15 protein-coding genes and 4 pseudogenes are annotated in these 19,821 nt (G+C 51.3%); 9 read left to right on the top strand and 10 right to left on the bottom strand.

Annotation, left to right across the window (positions count from 1 at the left end):
* Positions 1-45 precede the first annotated feature (45 nt).
* Positions 46-1,023 (bottom strand): annotated as a pseudogene (locus tag O3S68_RS07795) (tyrosine-type recombinase/integrase); the annotation flags it as partial.
* A 69-nt stretch (positions 1,024-1,092) separates the two neighbouring features.
* On the opposite strand from O3S68_RS07795, the pseudogene O3S68_RS07790 reads away from it, so the two are divergent.
* Positions 1,093-1,212: pseudogene (locus tag O3S68_RS07790) on the top strand (transposase); the annotation flags it as partial.
* Between the two features lie 219 nt (positions 1,213-1,431).
* Here the strand turns inward: O3S68_RS07790 and O3S68_RS07785 are convergent.
* The gene (locus O3S68_RS07785; protein WP_269231205.1) at positions 1,432-2,448 is read right to left on the bottom strand and encodes an IS110 family transposase; all 1,017 of its coding nucleotides are present in this window, start codon (positions 2,446-2,448) and stop codon (positions 1,432-1,434) included.
* 66 nt (positions 2,449-2,514) lie between these two features.
* Between O3S68_RS07785 and O3S68_RS07780 the strand changes: the two are divergent.
* Positions 2,515-3,521 (top strand): annotated as a pseudogene (locus O3S68_RS07780) (IS3 family transposase); the annotation flags it as partial.
* Positions 3,522-3,661: 140 nt separating this feature from the next.
* Here the strand turns inward: O3S68_RS07780 and O3S68_RS07775 are convergent.
* Entirely contained in the window at positions 3,662-4,714 is a 1,053-nt protein-coding gene (locus O3S68_RS07775) for an acyltransferase family protein (protein WP_016495633.1), read from the bottom strand.
* A 448-nt stretch (positions 4,715-5,162) separates the two neighbouring features.
* Here O3S68_RS07775 and O3S68_RS07770 point away from each other — a divergent pair.
* Positions 5,163-5,467, top strand: a pseudogene (locus O3S68_RS07770) (hypothetical protein).
* 186 nt (positions 5,468-5,653) lie between these two features.
* On the opposite strand, the gene O3S68_RS07765 reads toward O3S68_RS07770, so the two are convergent.
* A complete protein-coding gene (locus O3S68_RS07765; protein WP_269231204.1) occupies positions 5,654-5,899 on the bottom strand; it encodes a hypothetical protein in 246 nt (81 codons plus the stop codon).
* A 93-nt stretch (positions 5,900-5,992) separates the two neighbouring features.
* Positions 5,993-6,523, bottom strand: a complete 531-nt coding sequence (gene dsbB / locus O3S68_RS07760; RefSeq protein ID WP_016495635.1) for a disulfide bond formation protein DsbB — start codon at positions 6,521-6,523, stop codon at positions 5,993-5,995.
* Positions 6,524-6,855: 332 nt separating this feature from the next.
* Between dsbB and fadR the strand changes: the two genes are divergently transcribed.
* Positions 6,856-7,575 (top strand): fatty acid metabolism transcriptional regulator FadR, encoded by a 720-nt coding sequence (fadR, locus tag O3S68_RS07755; protein ID WP_016495636.1) that lies wholly within the window; start codon positions 6,856-6,858, stop codon positions 7,573-7,575.
* Positions 7,576-7,608: 33 nt separating this feature from the next.
* Here the strand turns inward: fadR and O3S68_RS07750 are convergent, their stop codons facing one another.
* Positions 7,609-9,141: a SpoVR family protein gene (locus tag O3S68_RS07750; protein ID WP_016495637.1), complete on the bottom strand. Its 1,533-nt coding sequence runs from the start codon at positions 9,139-9,141 to the stop codon at positions 7,609-7,611.
* Between the two features lie 277 nt (positions 9,142-9,418).
* Here O3S68_RS07750 and O3S68_RS07745 point away from each other — a divergent pair, with 277 nt between their 5' ends.
* Together O3S68_RS07745 and dadX are read left to right on the top strand one after the other, a co-directional pair.
* The gene (locus tag O3S68_RS07745) at positions 9,419-10,759 is read left to right on the top strand and encodes a D-amino acid dehydrogenase (protein ID WP_327062256.1); all 1,341 of its coding nucleotides are present in this window, start codon (positions 9,419-9,421) and stop codon (positions 10,757-10,759) included.
* A gap of 18 nt (positions 10,760-10,777) precedes the next feature.
* Positions 10,778-11,848: a catabolic alanine racemase DadX gene (gene dadX / locus O3S68_RS07740; RefSeq protein WP_097405795.1), complete on the top strand. Its 1,071-nt coding sequence runs from the start codon at positions 10,778-10,780 to the stop codon at positions 11,846-11,848.
* 15 nt (positions 11,849-11,863) lie between these two features.
* On the opposite strand, the gene O3S68_RS07735 is transcribed toward dadX, so the two are convergent.
* Entirely contained in the window at positions 11,864-13,597 is a 1,734-nt protein-coding gene (locus O3S68_RS07735; RefSeq protein ID WP_269231203.1) for a potassium/proton antiporter, read from the bottom strand.
* Positions 13,598-13,720: 123 nt separating this feature from the next.
* Positions 13,721-14,632 carry a muramoyltetrapeptide carboxypeptidase gene (ldcA, locus tag O3S68_RS07730; protein ID WP_269231202.1) on the bottom strand — a complete coding sequence of 304 codons (912 nt, stop codon included), beginning with the start codon at positions 14,630-14,632 and terminating at the stop codon, positions 13,721-13,723.
* Between the two features lie 100 nt (positions 14,633-14,732).
* On the opposite strand from ldcA, the gene emtA reads away from it, so the two are divergent.
* A complete protein-coding gene (gene emtA / locus O3S68_RS07725; protein ID WP_016495642.1) occupies positions 14,733-15,344 on the top strand; it encodes a membrane-bound lytic murein transglycosylase EmtA in 612 nt (203 codons plus the stop codon).
* Here the strand turns inward: emtA and ycgR are convergent, their stop codons facing one another.
* On the bottom strand, positions 15,345-16,076 hold the full coding sequence (gene ycgR / locus O3S68_RS07720; protein ID WP_016495643.1) for a flagellar brake protein YcgR: 732 nt from the start codon (positions 16,074-16,076) through the stop codon (positions 15,345-15,347).
* A gap of 210 nt (positions 16,077-16,286) precedes the next feature.
* Here ycgR and O3S68_RS07715 point away from each other — a divergent pair, with 210 nt between their 5' ends.
* Positions 16,287-16,541 (top strand): GlsB/YeaQ/YmgE family stress response membrane protein, encoded by a 255-nt coding sequence (locus O3S68_RS07715; protein WP_016495644.1) that lies wholly within the window; start codon positions 16,287-16,289, stop codon positions 16,539-16,541.
* A 69-nt stretch (positions 16,542-16,610) separates the two neighbouring features.
* On the opposite strand, the gene O3S68_RS07710 is transcribed toward O3S68_RS07715, so the two are convergent.
* Positions 16,611-18,332, bottom strand: a complete 1,722-nt coding sequence (locus O3S68_RS07710) for an alpha,alpha-trehalase (protein ID WP_269231201.1) — start codon at positions 18,330-18,332, stop codon at positions 16,611-16,613.
* A gap of 983 nt (positions 18,333-19,315) precedes the next feature.
* On the opposite strand from O3S68_RS07710, the gene O3S68_RS07705 reads away from it, so the two are divergent.
* Positions 19,316-19,807, top strand: a complete 492-nt coding sequence (locus tag O3S68_RS07705) for a hypothetical protein (protein WP_016495646.1) — start codon at positions 19,316-19,318, stop codon at positions 19,805-19,807.
* Positions 19,808-19,821 lie beyond the last annotated feature (14 nt).

Genomic DNA, 19,821 nt, shown 5'->3' with positions numbered 1-19,821 from the left:
TCCCCAAAACTTTCCCCAAAACCCTTCCCCAAAACTGGACGGAAATTAACCCGTTTTCGTACTGACAATTGTCCAGTCTTTACCGCGATCGTCATTATATTTATCGGTCATTTTTCTTGATTTATGCCCCAATAATTTCTGTGTATCGAGACCTTGTTCTCTATATAGCCTTTCCGAAAGAGAACGCTGTTCATGAAATGTAGGTGCTTCTCCTTTAGTCCATTCCAGTCCGCATTTATCTCGCGCTTTTTTAAACGTGGTTGTTAAGGCATTCCCTGAAACACGATCCCCTCTTTTTGCCTGTGAGGTGGTATGTCTGAAATGCACCAAATATTTACTGACAACTGCATCGCGGCATTTAGATATTACTTCCCGAAGAGAAAGCCCAATAGCTTCACATTTTAAATCCAGTGGGATAGCCAGCCGTGAACCTGTTTTTTCCTGCTCCACATGTAACATATCGTCCCAAATATCAGTGAATTTCATATTGCTGATATCGCCAAGCCGTTGTCCAGTGACAATAGCAAGTAACATCCCACACTGGAGATATGGCTCCTGCTTTTCCGCTGCCAGAAATATAGTGTTCCACTCTTCAAGAGATAAGCGTTGCCGCTGAATTCTGTTTCTCGGCTGTTTAGTAGCAAGTGCCGGGTTAAATCCCGGCGGCACGTGACCGCTATGCTGTGCTTCCTTGAACACGTCGATAAGTACCATGCGAACCACTTGAGCCATGCGGTTATGGCCTTCAGCTTTTACGGCATCGATAATCTCTGCAATATCCAGTGCTGAGATATCTTTTAAATGCTGCATCCCGCAATGCTCACGAAATAAACGAACAGGTTTATTTTTTTGTTTTAACGAATTGAGCCTTAACTCTTTATGCTGGAACCGATCCTCCTGGACAGCGATATATTTATCGAGCCATTCAGTTACAGTAATGTCAGTTCTCTTGCCCTTCATCCGAGCCAAACGATCGTTAACGCTGAGTATTTGCCTGGTGCGCTGCTCGGCAATGATAGTGTGACCTGCTCCCCGTTGATTAATACACCGCGATGTTAGTAATGTCTTCATAAGCCACATGAGGACATCCCCATGAAGAAGCGTTTTTCCGACGAACAGATCATCAGTATCCTCCGCGAGGCTGAAGCCGGGGTTTCTGTCCGTGAGCTCTGCCGTAAGCACGCCATTTCCGACGCCACCTTTTACATCTATGGACTACCTCCGTTTTGCAAGTACTGAATCTGGTTTTGGGTTGTTGCTTACATCTATCCGGCATCAGGAAAATCTGTGCCCAAATGGGTAATCCGCACACAATCGCCTCAACAACTGGACGGCCTCTGAGGCCAGTATAAAAATCAGGTTCCGATTGTGCAGGTGCAACCTGTAACCATTTCTCAGTACGCTGCAACTTTTGCTGACAGGGTATTAATTTCACACTACCTGATACTCGGTCTCATTTCTCAGCATCGACCAGATTATTCTCGCGTTTTTGTTAGCGACCGCCACGGTCGTTTTATTAAATCCGCGCCGTTCCTTTAACTGGTTAACCCACTGATTCATATAACCATCATTGTTATTCGTAGCAACCCTGACGACAGCGCGGGCACCATGAATAAAAAGTGTCCGTAGATGCTTGTCGCCTTTTTTCGTCATATTCATCAGCACCTGCCTGTCGCCACTCGAGTGCTGGCGAGGAACCAGACCAAGCCATGCAGCAAAGTGACGGCCATTCTTAAATTCAGTTCCTTTGCCAATAGCAGCAACAACGGCCGTGGCCGTTTTAGGGCCAATACCTTTAACTTTGGCGATACGCTGGCAGGCTTCTGATTGCCTGAATACTGTTTCAATTTCCTTATCAAAAAAATGGATCCGACGCTCGAGATCGTTAAAGAGATCATAGAGTTCCGCAATTGTTCTGCGCATACGGGAACTTAGACCGTTTTCTGCATCTTCAAGGATAAGAGGAATAGCCCGGCGAGCTCTGGAGACAGCATTGCCAATGGGGATCCCCCGGTCAAGTAACAGTCCTCTTATCTGACAGACTGTCGCAGTGCGGTGGTTAACAATACGCTGCCTTGCCCGGTGTAAAGCCTGGATATCCTGCTGTTCAGGGCTTTTTGGCGGCACGAACTGCATTGTCGGTTGCATCAGAGCCACTGCGATGGCCTGTGCATCATTACCGTCATTTTTTTGCCCACGGACAAAGGGTTTTACATACTGAGGACTGATGACCTTTACTTTGTGCCCCAGTTTCTCAAACTCACGCTGCCAGTAAAATGCCCCGGTGGACGCTTCGATCCCAATCAGACAGGCTGGAATATTTGCCAGCGTCAGGAGTAATTCTTTTCGGCCAGTGCGTTTCGTATAAACCGGTTTGCCGGCCTGGTTTAATCCGCAGAGCTGAAAAACATTTTTAGCCAGATCAATACCCAGAAATACGATATTCATGGTGATTCTCCTGGTGAGCACATTTCGTACAGTTAACCGCAGGAGGAGGAGGTAGTCCATCCCATTACCTGGCGCAAGAAGTATGGCGGTATGGAGGTGCCCGAGGTTAAGCGCCTGAAGTCGCTTGAGGAAGAGAACGCCAGGCTCAAGAAGCTGCCTGCCGAAGCCATGCTGGATAAGGAGGCGCTTCAGGTGGCTCTGGGGCGAAAGTACTGACGACAGGCCAGAAGCGGGAAGCCGTGGTGTTGATGTGTGATGCGACCGGTCTGTCGCAACGCCGTGCCTGCCGGCTTACAGGTTTGTCCCTGTCGACCTGCCGTTATGATGCTCAGCGTCCGGCTACTGATGCACATTTATCAGAGCGTATTACTGAGCTGGCGCTTGAACGCAGACGTTTTGGTTATCGGCGCATCTGGCAGTTGCTGCGTAGGGAGGGCCTTCACGTCAATCACAAGCGGGTATACCGTATTTACCACCTTAATGGACTGAGTGTAAAACGCAGATGGCGCCGTAAAGGGCTGGCGACCGAGCGGTTTCCGCTTCTGTGCCCGGATGCACCGAACCTGACATGGTCGATGGATTTCGTTATGGACGCACTGGCCAACGGTCGCAGGATAAAATGCCTGACCTGTGTGGATGATTTCACGAAGGAGTGTCTGACGATCAGCGCTGCTTTCGGTATTTCAGGCGTTCAGGTCACGCGTATTCTGGACAGCATCGCGTTGTTTCGGGGGTATCCGACGACAATAAGAACCGATCAGGGCCCGGAATTTACCTGCCGCGCGCTCGATCACTGGGCCTTTGAGCATAGTGTGGAACTACGGCTTATCCAGCCAGGTAAGCCAACGCAGAACGGATTTATTGAGAGTTTTAACGGACGTTTTTGCGATGAGTGTCTGAATGAACACTGGTTCAGCGATATTCTTCATGCCCGGAAAACGATTAATGACTGGCGGCAGGATTATAACGAGTGTCGTCCCCATTCATCACTGGATTACCAGACACCAGCTGAATTCGCAACGGACTGGCGAAACAGGAAATATGAAAAAAAACCAACCGATATTACTAACTGAAGGTTGTATCTAATCCCGTGGGCAGGTCATCATCAGAACCTATGATGGGGAATTGCCATCCGGCATAACTAAAACATCACTTTCGGGGATTTTTGGGGTTATTAATACATTAGCGGCAGTTATAATAGCTGCCGCTAATGTTATGCTATTACAGGAGGGGACTTCTTAAGTATGTGTTTGGATAGACTCCCTATAGGGCGCTCTATAAATTTGTAGCTTAAAAAAGAAACTGCCAAAGTTAATGGGACGCAAAGAATAGAAACGATATATTCGCGGTTATCAACTTCTTTAAAAGCATAAAGAAGAGAGCAGATTACGATAACGTGACATAAATATGTTGAGTAGGAATAATCACCAAGTCTAACAAATATTTTCGTAAACTTATTATCTTTGATTGATGACTCAAGACCTACGAAACATGCCACCACTACCGCACAAGGGAATCCAATATATAATATGTCATGATCCTCAGGCCTATTGTAAATGAAGACCAAAGCAGCCACCGACAGTCCGCTTAAAATTAATGGATTTATTTTTTCCAGCATACCGTTTTTATAGAAGTCAGCGACAAAAACGCCAAGAAGGAATTCAAGCATCATGCCATTGCTATAAAATGGCATGGCTGATAATGATGGCTTAAGGTACTCGTAGCTGAAAATTATCACAAAGGAAATAAGCACTATAAAGCGTTTTCTGGAAGTTAAAATTACCAGACATGCCAGAAGGTAGAATAACATTTCATAGTTTAGTGTCCACCCAACTGTAAGGAATGGAATATAACCTATTATGTCAGTTCTTTCCGTCGGCAAGAAAAGAAGGCTTCTTATTAGAAGTTCCGGGTTAGTTGTGGTAGCAAACATTAAACCATTGAAGTAAAGAGCAAAAAATGCAGCTATACCGGTAAATAACCAGTATGCAGGCACAATGCGCATTACTCTGTTTAACGCAAACTGGGCGGCACTAACGCGCTTTGTATAGATGGTTTGATAAATGATAAAGCCACTGATTATAAAAAAAAGATCAACGCCTGCCGCGCCTTTGTGAGCAAGCTTATCCATGAAGGAATTAGAGAAGTGATCTGCGAATGCAATCTGCTTCACATGATGGAGGACTACAAACCAGACAGCAAGAGCTCTAAGCATCTGAATTGATCGAAACATGAACTTACCAAAATAAAATTTTTCATTAAGCATAATCCGATAGACAGCCTTTGTCTATGTTCGCTCGCAAGGTTCGTTGTAATTATAACTTAGGTGACTGCTGGTCAAAAAATACCAATAAATACATAAAGTAGCCATTACTTTTAATTCTAACGATAGCCTTTGCAACTAATTTGATTTGCATTTTTGAGATGTAACCTTATGGATTGCGCTGTTTATATACAGTGTTAGTGCAAGGGAGAAGCCATGCCGCGCTAAGATGATAAGATCACCGCTCTCTACAAGTCAGTAACCCGCGAGCCTTTGGGTCGGAAGGTTGTTAGGACGAACGTGTGAAACCTGGCGGACCTGAATCATCACTTGTCACTTGCCGAGGGCAACCGGTGGGTCAGGACGTACGCCCGCACATACCGCGATGCGTCGACCTCTTGAGGCCTGGACTGTATCTTTTTCTAGTTCAACCCGAACGGAGGGCTCTGTTATGGGCTTTCCTTCGCCAGCTGCTGATTACATGGATGAGAAGATATTGCTCGACCATGAGCTGATTCGCGTGCCTTCCGCGACGTACTTCCTGCGCGTCGGCAGCGAGTCCCGCCGTGAAGCGATAAATAAGGGGGGCTTTGCTGGTTCTGATATGTCGGCCACGCCAGTAGTCGGGGAGATAGCGATGTGCTATCTGGATGAGACGATGAGGATTTCGATGGCCGACTGGTCTTTAAAGGAATGATCACCTACATCATCAACGACGCACGCACCAGCGAGTTCGATGACAACCCAGTGATATGATAAATGGGGCAAAAAATTAGCGCAAAACAACTCAAAACCGCTGAAGGTGTCGATTCGTCTTGCGCTAATGCATTGCTTTTTACCTGCTTTCTTTTCACTTCAACGCAGTATCAAAATTAACTACTGCCTGTCCTTAATAAGCCGGAATGGGCTGACTAACAAAAACGTCATACATAACCGGGACAGTCAGCCGCCAGCAGGGCAGGGAAAAGTGGAGAACCGCCTTCGTGTACGTGGGCGCTTCAGGGTCGGTAAGATGACGAACGTGATGAGCAAAGAGGCCAGCAACAGCCCGCTAAGAAGCGTACTGGCAGCAGCGATATGCAGAGCAATATAGAGAATAAAAGAAGAGACAATGGCGAACAGCCTGATCTTCTGCGTAAAAAAGAGCGTACCTGAAGCGAAGTAAATAAGTGCGATAACTCCAGCCACCCGAATCGTCCTTTTCCCTGCCAGTATTCATCTTTGCGGAAGTTGCCTTCATCCTGAATCAGTCAAAAAAAACGCTCCCGAAGGAGCGTTCTGTTAGCGACCAAACAGGTCGCGTTTTTTCGGTTTGAACGGCTGGGCAATCAGCACCAGCAGTGCAACAACCAGATAGGCGACAAAAATGCCCAGCAACCATTGTGGCATTTCCAGCGTCAGGAATGACCACTGGCGCTCGGCACAGTCGCCAGAAGCGACAAACACCTGCGGCAGCCATTTATCCAGCGGCAGCCAGCCCGGAAAACGAGCGGCAAAATCGCAGGTCATAAACGGCGAAGGATGTAACTGGATCATGGTATGTTCCCAGGCCAGCTGGATGCCGCGCCACGCGCTGTAGATCCAGATAGCCAGAGCGACATAACGTAATGGTGTTTTCGGCGCAATCGCCCCGACAATACCCGCGCCCATTACGCCAAAGAGCGCACTGCGTTCATAAATGCACAGGACGCAAGGTTTAAGCAGCATGACATGCTGGAACCACAATGCGACCATTTCCAGCGCAAACGCTGTTAGCGCCATCAAAAGCCAGGCGCCGCGCCCGCGTGAGCACCCGTTTAAATATCGCAACATAATCATTTCCCTGGGAGATGCGTAGACAAAGCAGTGTAAACGAAATCATTGCGCAGGCCACTAGCGGGCAAGAAAATAATGCGTAATCGAATGTTTATCATGCGAAAAGTCAAACCTGGCAACAAAGTGCTGCCATTTACGCAACAAAATATCCTCCGTGCTGCGGGGTAAATATTGCGCATCAAAGCCCTGTTACTATTGCGGATAAGCGTTGTTAAATCGCCAAAATGGATCCCCGATCCCCTTTTTTCTTCATGAGGTACGCTACCTGCACCGGGTGCGGTCTGGTATGATGAGTGTCCTTTGCTTAGCTGTGTAATGGAAATCTCTCTATGGTCATTAAGGCGCAGAGCCCGGCGGGTTTCGCGGAAGAGTACATCATTGAAAGTATCTGGAATAGTCGCTTCCCTCCGGGGTCGATTCTTCCGGCTGAACGCGAACTCTCTGAACTGATTGGCGTCACTCGTACCACATTGCGTGAAGTTTTACAGCGCCTCGCCCGTGATGGCTGGCTGACAATTCAGCACGGCAAGCCGACGAAAGTGAACAACTTCTGGGAAACCTCCGGGCTGAATATTCTGGAAACGCTGGCGCGTCTGGATCACGAGAGTGTTCCGCAACTGATCGATAATCTGCTTTCAGTGCGTACCAACATTTCCACGATTTTTATTCGCACCGCGTTTCGTCAGCATCCGGAAGACGCGCTGAAAGTACTGGCCAGCGCGCGTGAAGTTGAAGATCATGCTGATGCCTTCGCTGACCTCGATTACAACATTTTCCGCGGTCTGGCCTTTGCGTCCGGTAACCCAATTTATGGTTTGATCCTTAACGGCATGAAAGGGTTGTATACGCGAATTGGTCGCCACTATTTCTCAAGCCCGGAAGCCCGCAGCCTGGCGCTCGGTTTCTACCACCAGCTGGCGCAAGTGTGCGAACAGGCGCAGCATGACAAAGTCTACGAAGTTGTGCGCCGCTATGGTCATGATAGTGGTGAGATCTGGCATCGGATGCAGAAAACGATGCCGGGTGATTTAGCCTTACAAAGCCGATAAGCAAAGAAAACCCCTCAACAGAGGGGTTTTTCATTACAGGCTGTTGGCGCGCGGCGGACAACGCTCCAGCAACTCCACACTGCCATCTTCGTTTTGCTGTTCCAGCAACACATCAAAACCCCATAAACGATGCACATGTTTCAGCACTTCGCGGCGCCCCTTATCCAGCGGCGCACGGTTGTGCGGAATATAGCGCAGCGTCAGTGAACGGTCGCCGCGCAGATCCACATTCCACACCTGGATGTTGGGCTCAAGGTTGCTGAGATTGTATTGCGAGGAGAGTTTCGAGCGGATCTCCCGGTAACCCTCTTCATTATGGATAGCGGCAATCTCAAGATAATTGTTACGGTCATCATCCAGAACGGTAAAGAAGCGGAAATCACGCATGATCTTCGGCGACATAAACTGGCTGATAAAGCTCTCATCTTTGAAATCGCGCATCGCGAAATGCAGCGTTTCCAGCCAGTCCGAACCGGCAATATCCGGGAACCAGTAACGGTCCTCATCCGTTGGCGACTGGCAAATACGCTTAATATCCTGAAACATCGCAAAGCCCAGCGCATACGGGTTAATGCCGCTGTACCACGGGCTGTTATAGGGCGGCTGGAACACCACGTTGGTGTGGCTGTGCAAAAATTCCAGCATAAAGCGGTCGGTCACTTTGCCTTCGTCATACAGGTGGTTAAGGATGGTGTAGTGCCAGAACGTCGCCCATCCTTCGTTCATCACCTGCGTCTGTTTTTGCGGATAGAAGTACTGGCTCACTTTACGCACGATACGCAGGATCTCGCGTTGCCACGACTCCAGTAACGGCGCGTTTTTTTCCATAAAGTAGAGCAAGTTTTCCTGCGGCTCCGCCGGGTAGCGACGCGCCTGCGCGATGGTTATTTCTTCTTCGCGTTTGGGCAGCGTACGCCACAGCATATTCACCTGGCTTTGCAGATACTCTTCACGGCTTTTCTGCCGTGCTTTCTCCTCCTGCAACGAGATTTTCTGCGGACGTTTGTAGCGATCCACGCCGTAGTTCATCAGCGCGTGGCACGAGTCGAGTAACTTTTCCACTTCGTCCACACCGTAGCGTTCTTCGCAATCGGTGATGTATTTGCGCGCGAAAATCAGGTAGTCGACGATTGAGCTGGCATCGGTCCAGCTTTTGAATAAGTAATTGTTTTTAAAGAAAGAGTTGTGCCCATAGCAGGCGTGCGCCATCACCAGCGCCTGCATGGTAATGGTGTTCTCTTCCATCAGATAAGCGATGCAGGGGTTAGAGTTGATGACTATCTCGTAGGCCAGCCCTTGTTGCCCATGTTTATAAAGCCGCTCAGTTTCGATAAATTTCTTCCCGAACGACCAGTGAGGGTAATTGATCGGCATGCCGACGCTGGAGTAAGCGTCCATCATCTGCTCTGAGGTGATCACTTCGATTTGGTGCGGATAGGTATCCAGCCGATAAAGTTTCGCCACCCGGTCAATCTCCGCCAGGTAATCATCCAGCAGTTCGAAAGTCCAGTCGGGTCCATCGCTCAGACGAATAGAATCCTTATTCATTGAGTCAATCGTAGCCATTAGCGCGCCCTCGTTGTTAACGACACTCTCTGTATGGAGCGTCTCATTTCAAGCATAGAACACGCAATTAAATCTGTACCTAAGCCATAAATTTTTCTTCGCGATTTTTCATCATATCAACGGCGTAAATAGCAAGTGTTTCGAAATATTATGCTGCGGCGAAAAGTCGCGCAGCAGGAGATGCTAAATAACAGAAACCCTTGTCATACGGCGAAGCTGTGAGGAAGCTCACCATAAAAAAGCCATATGTTGAATAATATTTTCATCTGGGTTATCAATTTGTAATCAGATGATCGTGCTTTACTCACAGGAGAGGGATATGCGAGTTGTTGTGTTAGGAAGTGGCGTGGTGGGTGTCACCAGCGCCTGGTATTTACGCCAGGCCGGGCATGACGTCACGGTGATTGATCGCCAGCCGGGTCCCGCGCAGGAAACCAGCGCCGGTAACGCCGGGCAGATCTCACCAGGCTACGCCGCGCCCTGGGCGGCGCCAGGTGTGCCGTTAAAAGCCATTAAATGGATGTTCCAGCGCCATGCGCCGCTCGCAATCAGCCTCGACGGCACCTCATCGCAACTGAAATGGATGTGGCAGATGCTGCGCAACTGCGACACGCGCCACTATATGGAAAATAAAGGCCGCATGGTGCGTCTGGCGGAATACAGCCGTGATTGCCTGAAACTGCTGCGCGAAACTACCGGTATTCAGTATGAAGGGCGGCAAGGCGGTACATTGCAGCTGTTTCGCACCGCTGAGCAGTACGAAAACGCCACGCGCGATATTGCCGTATTACAGGATGCCGGCGTGCCTTATCAGCTGCTGGAGTCTGCCCGGCTGGCGGAAGTCGAACCCGCGCTGGCGGAAGTTGCACACAAACTGACCGGTGGTTTGCGTCTGCCAAATGATGAAACGGGCGACTGTCAGCTTTTCACCCAGCAACTGGCGCAGATGGCGGCGCAGGCGGGCGTGGAGTTTCGTTTTAACACCCCGGTGGATCGCCTGCTGTATGAAGGCGAAAACATCTACGGTGTGAAGTGCGGAGAAGAGGTGGTCAAAGCCGACGCGTACGTGATGGCATTTGGCTCGTGGTCTACCGGCTTACTGAAAAACATCGTCGATATCCCGGTATACCCGCTGAAAGGTTATTCATTAACGATCCCGATTGCCGAAGAAGACGGCGCACCGGTTTCCACGATCCTTGATGAAACCTACAAAATTGCCATTACCCGCTTTGATCAGCGTATTCGCGTCGGCGGCATGGCGGAAATCGTTGGCTTTAATACGGAACTGCTGAAACCACGCCGCGAAACGCTGGAGATGGTGGTGCGCGATCTCTTCCCGCGTGGCGGATTTGTCGAGCAAGCAACTTTCTGGACCGGCCTGCGCCCCATGACGCCAGACGGTACGCCCGTTGTCGGACGCACGCCGTATAAAAACCTGTGGCTGAACACCGGGCACGGCACCCTTGGCTGGACAATGGCTTGCGGTTCCGGCCAGCTGTTAAGCGACCTGATGTCCGGCAGTACTCCTGCGATTGCTGCTGATGATTTAAGCGTGGCGCGTTATTCGCCTGGCTTTACCCCTGTGCGCGCGCACCATTTACACGGTGCTCATAACTGATTCGAAGAAGGAATAGGAATGTCTCGTCCGGTTCTCGCCACGCTTGATTTAACGGCGCTGAGCAATAACTTACAGGTTGTGCGCCGCGCGGCACCTGCCGCAAAAGTCTGGTCGGTTGTGAAGGCGAACGCCTATGGTCACGGTCTGGATCGCATCTGGCGCGCGCTCAACAGCACAGATGGCTTTGCGATGCTCAATCTTGAAGAAGCCATTTTGCTACGCGAACGCGGCTGGAAAGGGCCGATTCTGATGCTGGAAGGGTTTTTCCATGCCGACGAACTGCCGCTGTTTGATAAATATCGCCTGACGACCAGCCTGCACAGCAACTGGCAGATCAAAGCCTTGCAGGACGCGCGTCTGCAGGCGCCGCTCGACGTTTACCTGAAGATCAACAGCGGGATGAATCGTCTCGGCTTTATGCCTGAACGCGTGCACACCGTGTACCAGCAACTCAATGCCTTAACCAATGTGGCAACCGTGACGCTGATGTCACATTTTGCTGAAGCGGAGCGGGCAGACGGTATCGCCGCGCCGCTGGCGCGTATTGAGCAGGCGGCGGAAGGCATTAACGCGCCGCGCTCGCTGGCTAACTCCGCCGCCACGTTGTGGCATCCGGAAACGCACTATGACTGGGTGCGCCCCGGCGTGGTGCTGTATGGCGCTTCGCCATCGGGCGCGTGGCAGGATGTCGCCAACAGCGGGATCCGTCCGGTAATGACGCTGAGCAGTGAGATCATTGCCGTGCAGACGCTGAAAGCCGGTGAAACGGTGGGCTACGGTTGTCGTTACCGCGCGCAGAGCGAACAGCGTATTGGTGTTGTCGCCTGTGGGTATGCCGACGGCTATCCGCGCATCGCGCCTTCCGGCACGCCAGTGCTGGTGGATGGCATTCGTACCGGCATTGTTGGCGCGATCTCAATGGATATGCTGACGGTGGATTTAACCCCGTGCCCGCAGGCCGGGATTGGTACGCCGGTTGAGCTATGGGGTAACGAGATAAAAATCGATGAAGTGGCGGCGGCGGCCGGAACAGTAGGGTACGAATTGATGTGCGCCCTGGCGCCGCGCGTGCCTGTTGTGACAGTGTAACTTAACGCGAGGCGGTTATTCCGCCTCGTCTTCCGCCACGCGAACGCCGACTTTCAGTACCGAATTATCGGCTTTTTCCGCCACTGTCCAGATCATCCCGGCGAACTCGACCTGATCCCCCACGACCGGCGCGGCACCCAGCAGTTGCTGCACAATATCGCCCAGCGTTTGCTGGCTTTCACGATACTCCAGCCCCTCTTCCAGACCGTAAATCAGCGCCACATCGGCAAATTTAGCATCAGCTTCAAGAATAAAATCACCGAAGAAGCGCTGATCCAGCGCCACCGGCGGAGACTGGCTAAACAGCTTCCCGAGCGCGGGGAGATCGCTTTCGCGGCCAATCACGCATAACACATCGCCTTCACGCAGCCGGGTACTGCCGGTCGGGTGCAGAAGGCTGTTGTCACGAAACAGTGCCGCAATACGCGTATCCGCAGGCATGTGTAAATCACGCAGTGCAGCACCCACGCACCATTTATCCGCACTGAGTTGATAAACAAACTGCTCAAACGGATTGTCCGGGTGAATATCCAGACCGACGCGGGAGACCGGCCAGCCAACCGGTGGCACGACAACTTTGGCTTTTTTCGCCGCCCACGAGAGCGACGTTCCCTGAAAAAGCAGCGAGATTAACACCACGAAGAAGGCGACATTAAAGAACAGGCGCGCGTGATCAAGCCCGGCCATCATCGGGAAGGTGGCGAGAATAATCGGCACCGCGCCGCGCAACCCCACCCAACTGATAAAAATGCGTTCGCGCAGGTTAAAACCGCGAAACGGTAACAGGCTGGCAAACACGGACAGAGGACGAGCAACAAAAATCATCCACGCTGAGAGGATGAGTGCGGAAAACGCAATCGGCAACAGATCAGACGGTGTGACTAACAGACCCAACACCAGGAACATGGCGATTTGCGCCAGCCAGGCCAGCCCATCGAAATTTTGCAGGATACCGTAACGGTTGCGGATAGGACGGTTGCCCAGCACAAAACCACACAGATAGACCGCCAGAATGCCGCTACCGTGCAGGGCCGTAGTTAAGGCGAAAACCAGAATCCCGCCGCTCAGTGCCAGCAGCGGATAAAGGCCCGGCGGCAGAGAGATGCGGTTAATCATCTGCTGCAACAGATAGCCGCCCAGGCCGCCGAGCAGAATACCGAGGCCAAACTCCCGCACAATATGCACGAGGAACATGATGTCGATGTCGGCCGTGTGCTTCTGGATCATCTCAATCAGCGTGATGGTAAGAAACACCGCCATCGGATCGTTGCTGCCGGATTCGATTTCAAGGGTAGAACCGACACGCTCGTTCAGCCCTTTACCGCCGAGCAGCGAGAACACCGCGGCGGCATCGGTGGAGCCAACAATCGCGCCGATCAAAAAGCCTTCCATAATGTTGAGCTTGAACAGCCAGGCGGCCATCATCCCGGTTAAGCCGGAAGTGACCAGCACACCAATGGTCGCCAGGGAAAGCGCGGGGCCAAGCGCGACGCGAAACGAGCTGGCGCGGGTACGCATGCCGCCATCGAGTAGAATGATCGCCAGCGCGAGGTTACTGACCATGTAAGCAAAAGGGTAGTTATCGAACGGAATACCGCCGATACCGTCAACACCGGCCAACATACCGATTGCCAGAAAGATAACCAGAATGGGAATACCAAGGCGGGAGGAGAAAGAACTTAATAAAATACTGCAGGTTACAAGAACTGAACCCAGAATAAACAGACTGATTATCGCCTCAGCGTCCAATGGTGTGCTTCTCCTTAATCCTCACCGTGGGGGATCCCGGGCGGCAGTAACCGGCCGGGTTGTTTAGTGCGTCATATAATAACGGCAGAAACAAGGCTTTAATAAGAGCATAAAGCGCTTTTTTTACCTCAAGATCGTGGGATGACCCGTTAAGGTCAGTTGCGTCTTTTCAGCATGTTGCAACCGGGCATGCGCACCGAGCGGCAGTGTGACGGTCTGCGGTTCATGACCAAACGCCAGCCCGCTGACTACCGGGATCGTCAATTGCGCGCGCAGATAGTCGATCATCTTATTAAGATTGTAGCCCGCATCGTAATCGTTGGGTTGCGCCAGCGAGAAACTGCCGAGGATCAGCGCCCGCTGCTGCGCCAGAATACCTGAGTGCAACAACTGCAACAGCATGCGTTCCACGCGGTAGGGATGTTCATTAATGTCTTCCACCACCAGAATGCCGCCGGGTATGGAAGGCAGCCAGGGCGTACCAATCAGCGAGCTTAACATCGCCAGGTTTCCACCCCACACCGTGCCTGCCACTTCACATTGCGGGCCTTCACCGTCCCACTCAATGGTAAAGGTTTCATTGCTGATAGCGCGCCAGAAGTGCTCTGCCGTAAAAGTATCCAGCGTTTCGGCACCGAAATTACCGGCCAGCATTGGCCCGCTAAACGTGATGACTTTGCCGTATGCCAGCAACCCAAGTTGAATGGCGGTGAAATCGCTATGGCCGCAAATCAGCAACGGTTGATGCTGCTGGCGCGCCACCAGCGCCTGCCAGTCAATATCCGCGAGCAGACGGCTGACGCCGTACCCCCCGCGCACCGGCATCACGATAATGTTGTCGCCCGGCAATTGCGCCAGTGCGTTGATATCCGCCAGGCGCTCTTCGTCATGTCCTGCGAAACGCTCATGACGGCGGGTGATGACGTGCTGATTGTTAACCTGATGACCTTGCGAAGTGAGACGTTCGACGCCAAGCGCTGCGGCGTGCTGGTTAATGCAATAGCCGGAAGGGGCAATCAGATGGAAGGTGGACATGGCAATTCCTTGCTGACATCTATAGGGAAACAGTTATCATGCCGCTAACCTGTGTCGTTGTCATCCGTAGCCGATGACACTTATAGAAGGATTAGCTTGCGTGAAATTGAGATGGTTTGCTTTTTTAGTGGTACTGCTCGCCGGATGTAGTTCAAAACAGGATTATCGTAACCCGGACTGGAACCCGGAAGTGCCGGTAAAACGCGCAATGCAGTGGATGCCCATCACCGAAAAAGCCGGTGCAGCATGGGGCGTCAGCCCGCAATTGATCACCGCGATGATCGCCGTGGAATCCGGCGGTAACCCGAATCTGGTCAGCAAATCCAACGCCGTTGGCCTGATGCAGCTTAAAGCCTCCACCGCCGGGCGCGAAGTTTACCGTCATATGGGCTGGAGCGGGCAACCGTCCACCAGCGAACTCAAAAACCCGGAGCGCAACATCTCCATGGGGGCGGCTTATTTGAGTATTCTTGAGCACGGGGCGCTGGCAGGCATCCGCGATCCGAAAGTGATGCAGTACGCGCTGGTGGTCTCGTATGTGAATGGCGCAGGCGCGCTACTGCGGACTTTCTCGTCCGACAGAAGCGAAGCCATTGAAGAGATAAACGAGTTAAGCGCAGACGCGTTTATGAAGCATGTGGCGGAAAACCACCCCGCGCCGCAGGCGCCGCGCTATATCTGGAAAGTGCAAAAAGCGATGGATGCGATGTAATTAGCGTACCCGGCTGGCGCGTTCGCGCGCCTCGCGCTCCAGGGCAAAAATAATGCGCTGGAGCTCGCGTTCCACGCCCGGGCTGACATTCAAAAAGCGAAAACTCAGACGCGGCGTGACAATGGTTTCATTTTTGCCATCAACGACTTTACGCTCGCCAATCGCAATCAACTGCGCGTCAAAATAGAACTGCCCCCACGACGCCATATCCAGTTCCACTTTGGAAAAACGCATGCCTGGTTGCAACGCGGCAGGCGCTTCGCCATCCAGCAGCGCGCCCATACCGCCTAATGACAGGTCGAACAGACGAAAGCGAATCTCGCTTTTATCCGGCATAAATGCCTTACAAAAATAGGCCGGGTGGAGCGGGGCGCTGATGCGGAAATATTCTCGGCGCTGAATAAACCACAGCGTTTCCGGAAGCGGAGTAATAAAAGCAGGTAAAGCCTGAAAATCGCCTGCAGAAAGCTTTGTCAGTGTGAATTCGACTTTGGCGCCATGTGTTTCAGCGGTCACGGTAACCTTTCCCGCACGCTGTACTGCGTTGTTCTCGTACTCCTGGCTGCCAAAATCCATGACCAGCTCTTCTGGATTCACTTCCAGTATCTTGCTGATGAACTGACCGCTACCCCAGGTGATGCAAACGGGCACCTGGTTCTTTTGCAGGTCGCGTAAAACGCCCAGCACGGCCAGAGGATTTTGTTTCAGGAACTGCTCACTGTAATTGCTCACGCCGAATGGCTCCTTGATGGCTGACACACCTTCGTTGCTTTATCGGCATTCCCGGCAAGAACTTAATACAAATAACGTAATTATTTTCGTAATCCGTTTGAATTAAGTCTGTGAGATGAAAATGTTTTATGACCGACATCTATACTGTAGCTAACGCGTCGCCGAAGTGGTATGTGCGCGTCAACAAGACTAACAGAAGGAGAGAGAAACATGGGCATTCTCGCGTGGATCGTTTTTGGCCTGATTGCTGGCGTTATTGCTAAGTTGATTATGCCGGGACGGGATGGAGGCGGTTTCATTCTGACTTGTATACTTGGGATCGTCGGGGCCGTTGTCGGCGGCTGGCTCGCGACACAATTTGGTTATGGCGGAGATATTACCGGCTTCAACTGGCACAGTTTCCTGATCGCGGTGCTGGGTTCGATTGTCGTGCTGGCCGTCTTCCGGTTGTTCAGACGAAATTAACCGCCAGTTCATCCGTTTTTTGAGACAAAAAAGCCGCAACATGATTGTTGCGGCTTTTTACTGTGCGCGTTACTGCGCGACGGCTTGCTGCTGTTTTTGCGGCTGAGTCGTTGGTTCAACCTTCGCGGCAGCCTGCTGTGCGGGCTGCGTTTGCGGTACGCTGTCGCACGGTTTCTCTTTCGGGCAGATCAGATCGAGCATTTTCAGCGTCACACCGTTGGTCCAGCCGAAACCGTCCTGCAGCGGATATTCGCCGCCGCCGCCACCGGTGCCGGTGGTACTGACATCATATTTCTCGACCAGTTTTTTCTCACGATCGTAAGTGTGCTGCACATTAGTCAGAAAACGCCAGCTCACTTCCATTGCCAGTTTCTGCTGATCGTAATTTTGCAGGCCCGCTGTTGCCACCCATTGCAGCGGCGCCCAGCCGTTCGGCGCATCCCACTGCTGACCGCTCTTCACCGTGGTGGTAGCGATACCCCCCGGCTTCAGCAACCGTTCTTTGGCCGCGCTGGCCACTTTATCGGCGCGATCTTTGGCGGCGGCATTAACAAACAACGGGTAAAGCGCTGCGGCTGTCAGCTGATTACGCACCTTCTTCGTCTTCAGATCGTAATCCGCGTACCAGCCCTCTTTTTCATTCCACAGATTGGCCTCAATACCTTTCTGACGCGCGTTCGCCAGCGCATCGTACTGACTTGCTTTCGCGCTATCGCCGGCTGCCTGATAACCACGGGCGAGCATTTTTTCCATCTTGAACATCAGCGCATTCAGATCAACCGGCACAATGCTGGTGGTGCGAATGGTGCCAAGCTGATTGGGATCGTCCATCCAGCGGGAGCTAAAATCCCAGCCCGACGCGGCGGCAGAACGCAAATCGCGGTAAATCTCGGTTGCCGGGCGATTGGGGTTATTTTTGGCCGTTGTCACATCATCCAGCCACGACTCCGGGCGCGGCGTATCGCGATCGTCCCAGTAGCGGTTCAGGATGCTGCCATCGCTGAGCATAACCACGCGCTTATTGGCCTGGCCTGGCTGCAGCGTATCTGCACCTTCCATCCAGTACTGGTACTCTTTTTCCATTTGCGGCAGCCAGGTTTTCAGCGCTTCGTCACCGTCGTGCGTGGCCAGCAATTCCACCATCAATGAGAAGAAGGGCGGCTGCGAGCGGCTCAGGTAGTAGCTGCGGTTGCCGTTAGGAATATGGCCCCACGTATCGATTTCATGGCCAAAGTTGCTGATCATGTCTTCAATCTTGTCCCAGTGGCCGCTCTCGGCGAGACCGAGCATCGTGAAATAACTATCCCAGTAATAGACTTCGCGAAAACGTCCACCTGGCACGACATAAGGTTTTGGTAGCGGCAGCAGCGAATCCCATTTCCCGGCGCTGTCGGTGGTGCGTGTTAACACTGGCCACAGCCCGTCAATATGCTCACGCAGGTTTTGCCCTTCAGGCGGAACATACTTTTCCCCCTCTTTGGGCAGCGTAAAGTTCACATCGACAAAGTGGCGTAAATCGAAACTGGTTTGCGTGCGCTGCATGCGGTAATCCGCGAGGATCATCAGCGGGTCACCTTTCGGCACGGCATCGGCAAAGGTTTTTTGATCGGGAAAGAGCTTAGCGGTTTGCACATCGCTGAACAGCGGACCGAGCAGAACATCCGGTGGCTGCGGCGTATTTTGCGCCTCGGCGGCGAAAGAGTGGGGAGCTGTGGCGAGTAACGCGCCGCCTAACGCGATTTGCATGACCAGCAGCAGAGCGCGCGGTCGGTGTAGAACAGGTCTTGTCATCGATTATTCTCCTTAGCGGGTGCACAGCGGTGCTGCCGCAATCAACCTTGCACAAAACCATAGTCGAATCTGAAACAAATCGTGTGTCGCGTTTGGCATTTTGCACGATTCCAGACAATTTCCCCGTCTGGCTGGCAGATCAGGGGGCGGATTTTATGCTCTCGCTGCACAAATAATCAGCACCGGCTGCATACCTGTCCGTCAGGGGCTTTTTATTTATTTGCGACAGGGCCCGAAATGGGTAAATAGTGCGCTGTATCAATTTTGCTGAAAGGGTTCGTTTATTGTCGGTTCACAAAAATTAAGTCTGACTACACAATTTAAGGTGGGTTGAAATTTCATATGAAAGTAAAGAAATGTTTCCTGCCAGGGACTGTTACACACTTGACTATCGTGCTGTGGAAATAATGTTTATTTGTTCAATATATTTTGCCTATCAAAGCCAAAATAACGCCGTTGCTTATCTTGTACGTTAATCCGCACTTTTATTCAGGTATTTTCACTACTAAATATTGTAGGGTTTATCACATAAAATTAGTTTTTAGGATTCATCCTATCTCGCATTTTAAAATATATGCTATTGCCTTGTTGTCACTAATATTGATTAATAATCAGCGATTTATGCAAAGATTGCGCACCGTTACAAAATGGGTGGGTTGGCATCTTTTCGGATTATCATCTAAAGTGAAATCCTTTCTTGAGAATTGTCCTAATTTGCAAAAAAATTAAATAATAGTATTTCAACAGGTCGGAGATCATATTGAATTGAATAATCTGATCTGTAAAATTGTGTCACGATAGTCAATGAAAAGTAATATTATTGCGGCCTGTCCCTGCGACAGACTCGTGCGGTAGCTATGCCTTTTATTCATTATCTGAGCGTTTAACTGGACATGGATTTGCGTCATTTAGAGCGATTTAAATACCCTTTCCAAAACGCTCCAGGTCAACACAGTAATATATTTGCAATGGAAAAAAACGTTATGAACATGCGAATGGTATTGGCTCTTCTTTTTGTCTTTGGCGTTTCGGCTTGTAAAGCGCCACCTAAACCCGCCCCAACCGATGACACCATCGTCACCAGCGAAGTGAACGGTGTCACGCTGACACACCGCTACGCGGTTATTCCGCCGAAGGAATTCCAGCCTATCAAACAAGACTATCGCGCGCTTTACCCGGCGTCGGTGATGAGCACACCGGATTTCGGCGGCAAAGTAATTCGCCAGCTGCAAGCCGGTAAAACCTATGTGGTTCTGGGTCAGGTTGAACACTTCTGGATGGCGCTGGCCGATGAAGGTCAGGAAGAGCTGATTGGTTATGTACCGATGCGTGCCGTCGTGAAAAGCGAGCTGTACGAAAAAACCCTGCGTGATGACGCACGCAAACTGAAACGTAAAAAACAGACCTGCGTGACTGTCGATGGCAGCGGTAAGGCTTGCAAAAACGCCAACTCCGGAACGTGGATCATCAATTAATCCAGCCGTGACGA

The sequence above is a fragment of the Kosakonia sp. SOY2 genome, assembly GCF_027109175.1.
Lineage (GTDB): Bacteria > Pseudomonadota > Gammaproteobacteria > Enterobacterales > Enterobacteriaceae > Kosakonia.
This window is presented reverse-complemented; position numbering and strand designations above follow the sequence as displayed.

Coding starts and splice junctions, on each gene's coding strand:
- fadR (WP_016495636.1), top strand. CDS start 6,856: ATGGTCATTAAGGCGCAGAGCCCGGCGGGTTTCGCGGAAGAGTACATC.
- dadX (WP_097405795.1), top strand. CDS start 10,778: ATGTCTCGTCCGGTTCTCGCCACGCTTGATTTAACGGCGCTGAGCAAT.
- O3S68_RS07750 (WP_016495637.1), bottom strand. CDS start 9,141: ATGGCTACGATTGACTCAATGAATAAGGATTCTATTCGTCTGAGCGAT.
- O3S68_RS07785 (WP_269231205.1), bottom strand. CDS start 2,448: ATGAATATCGTATTTCTGGGTATTGATCTGGCTAAAAATGTTTTTCAG.
- O3S68_RS07710 (WP_269231201.1), bottom strand. CDS start 18,332: ATGACAAGACCTGTTCTACACCGACCGCGCGCTCTGCTGCTGGTCATG.
- O3S68_RS07775 (WP_016495633.1), bottom strand. CDS start 4,714: ATGCTTAATGAAAAATTTTATTTTGGTAAGTTCATGTTTCGATCAATT.
- O3S68_RS07715 (WP_016495644.1), top strand. CDS start 16,287: ATGGGCATTCTCGCGTGGATCGTTTTTGGCCTGATTGCTGGCGTTATT.
- O3S68_RS07705 (WP_016495646.1), top strand. CDS start 19,316: ATGAACATGCGAATGGTATTGGCTCTTCTTTTTGTCTTTGGCGTTTCG.
- dsbB (WP_016495635.1), bottom strand. CDS start 6,523: ATGTTGCGATATTTAAACGGGTGCTCACGCGGGCGCGGCGCCTGGCTT.
- ldcA (WP_269231202.1), bottom strand. CDS start 14,632: ATGTCCACCTTCCATCTGATTGCCCCTTCCGGCTATTGCATTAACCAG.